The organism is Patescibacteria group bacterium, from assembly GCA_038065255.1.
In the GTDB taxonomy this organism is placed as follows: Bacteria; Patescibacteriota; Patescibacteriia; order JACQRZ01; family JACQRZ01; genus JBBTRI01.
The window spans coordinates 24,076-26,561 of record JBBTRI010000015.1; the positions used below are offsets into that span (position 1 = coordinate 24,076).

Sequence of the window (2,486 nt, forward strand, 5' to 3'; positions counted from 1 at the left end):
TGATGTGGCGTCTGTCCCAAACAAAGGGCCACCTCTTCTACCTCAATAACAATGCCGGGGTCTTTGTCACACTGACTATCAAGACGGCAAAAAATGATTTGAAAGACTCGATGGATGATGAATTGCGCGCAAGCTATGTACGGACTCTCACGTATGCGGGAAAACGGATAATCATTGATGCAAAGCATACGCTTGCCACAAGCGATCCGGAACTCCGCAGCAAACTACTGCAAGCTGAATTCACTAAAGCGCTTCAAGCGCGGAGTCGGCGCTTTCTGCCAAAGTTGGCGCTCCTACTTGCACCTGATGACAAAAAAATAATTCTGGATAATTGCAAGACCCGCGAGGAAACACTCATGGCCGAAGCCGCCATGGTTGCCTGCGAACTTTAGATTCGCCCCACGGCACCTTCAAGCTCCCACTAGAGGAGCTTTTTATTTTTCGCCGATCGCTTTTCGAAATGGGATAAGCGTTCTTAAGCTTATATCGATACATCCGGCGAAATCTTGATTTGTCCATACTCCGCACATGTGTAATCGCTTTGTAATAACACTTATTTCTTTATCAAAAAAAACAGGAAGCAGGGAAGAGTGATTATTGCGTAAAAGAGCAATAAGCTCATAAAGCGTTGTTATGGGATACTCACCATACTGCAAAGATTCGGGATGAGCATAATAAAACGTTCTGCTTTTTAACCTTTCTGCAAACTCTTCACCAATACTATTCTCGATTGAACTGTCTTTGGGAAGAGAAAAATAACCCTCTTCTTCTGATGTACTTCTTTTTTGTTTCTGGGTAGCGCGAGTATGTTCTTCGGAATTTATGCGATTCTCTTCATGCGCTTTTCGCAACATACTCATCTCCACCCTCTTTTCAAAATGCTCACCATATCTTTCTACTTTTGCAAGAGCAATAGCAAGAATACCGGAAGCGCCGGTCGCTCCAAGTTTTTCTTCAATCTTTACCAGTGTATGCTCTCTCTCGCCGGAAAGTCCATAATACAGCGTCAAGACTTCGCGTTGCTTCGGTGTCAAGTTCGCATGCTCTAAAACATCCTCTACCGCAAGCTCATACGCGATCTTTTCCTCAAGTTCAGATAGAGGTGTTGAAATTTCTTCATAACAGATTGCCTGATCGCTTCCTCTCTCTTCACGGTCATCACTCATCTGTTCAAGAGATTCACCTTTCAACATATCTCGCAAAACCATATGTTGTCGAAATTCTTCCGGTTCCATGCCAAGCGCTTCACAAAGCTTTTCATCCTCCAACTCCTGGCCTTCTGTTTTTTTGAGGAGAGTATCAATTCGAGAGATAGCTTCTTGTTCCTGGCGTGGCAAAGAAAGAATAGGCACACTCCGCTCATACGCCTTCTGCATATCTCGCCAAATTTGAAGCTGTACGATGGTTGAAAATTTTTGTTTTTGATTGAGGTCGAATTTTTTTGCAAAGGTGATAAGTGACATCAAGCCAACTTGGCGTAAATCATCATGCCCGCTCTTAGGTACAAACCGGAAATGCCGTTCGATCATCTGGTCGATGATCCATCCAAATGCCGCTAGAAATTCCTTTTGAATAGACGTATTATTCGATCCTTCAGTTCTAAAACGGAGCACTAGTTCTTCTTCTTCGGCTTTCGGTTTGCTCTTTTTCTCACGCGGTTTGCCAAGCTCTCTGCAGACTTGTTCAATCAGCGTGGGTGAGCTATGTATGCCGATACGCCCATTCTTTGACAGGTACGTAGCCGCCTGCCCTCCCACGACAGCCTTTCCGCGAAAGCCCGGGTGCATATCAAGATAGCGCTTCAATGCGTCGTGAAGTCGAAACGCGGGAATGCCAAGCTCCTCTGCCCATTCTCTTGTCATTTTCCAATCATCTGGCGCAGTCTCATTGGTAGCTTCAATAAGCGTCTTGGTCATATGCATTACTTCATCTGTATCAACAACAACCTTCAAGCCCTCGATTTCCGGCATCGCTTTTTTCTGATACGGAACTGATGCACCAGAAGTGGTATGCGCATGCGAGGGTATACTGAAAGCTCTCTGTGCAACAGCTGCAAACGTTACCTGTCGAGCGCGCCGACTCTCATCGCGATACACAAAATCTACAATAGTGGAAAACTTATTTTTAAAAGGCCGCAGCACACGCCCGCCGCGCTGTTCGGCAAGTACAAGTGACAGCGTTGGGCGCAGATTCAAGCATACCGCTGCCCGTGGAGCATCAAATCCTTCGATAAGCAAGTCGGCATTTGCCAACACGCGAATCTCTCCGCGCAAAAACTTCTTCAAGATGTCTCGCAATTCACCATCAGGAGTTTCTCCACATACCCATGCTGCAGAAATTCCTTCTTTATTACAGAGGTTCGCAAAATCTCTGGCATGATCAATCCCTATGCAGTATGCTAGTGCCGGCTGGCTAAAATATTCTTTATACAATTTCACGGCTGCGTAATTGAGTACTTCTTTGTTGATTTTTGGTGCCAAGTCCTG

The 2,486-nt window shown here is 45.4% G+C and carries 2 protein-coding genes; one reads left to right on the forward strand and one right to left on the reverse strand.

Annotated elements, in window-relative coordinates:
- Positions 1 to 392 (forward strand): hypothetical protein (locus AAB400_03910; GenBank protein ID MEK7649027.1); only part of this gene is annotated, 392 nt, incomplete at its 5' end.
- 42 nt (positions 393 to 434) lie between these two features.
- Here the strand turns inward: AAB400_03910 and AAB400_03915 are convergent.
- Positions 435 to 2,486: helicase-related protein (locus tag AAB400_03915; protein ID MEK7649028.1), on the reverse strand; the 2,052-nt coding region annotated here is incomplete at its 5' end.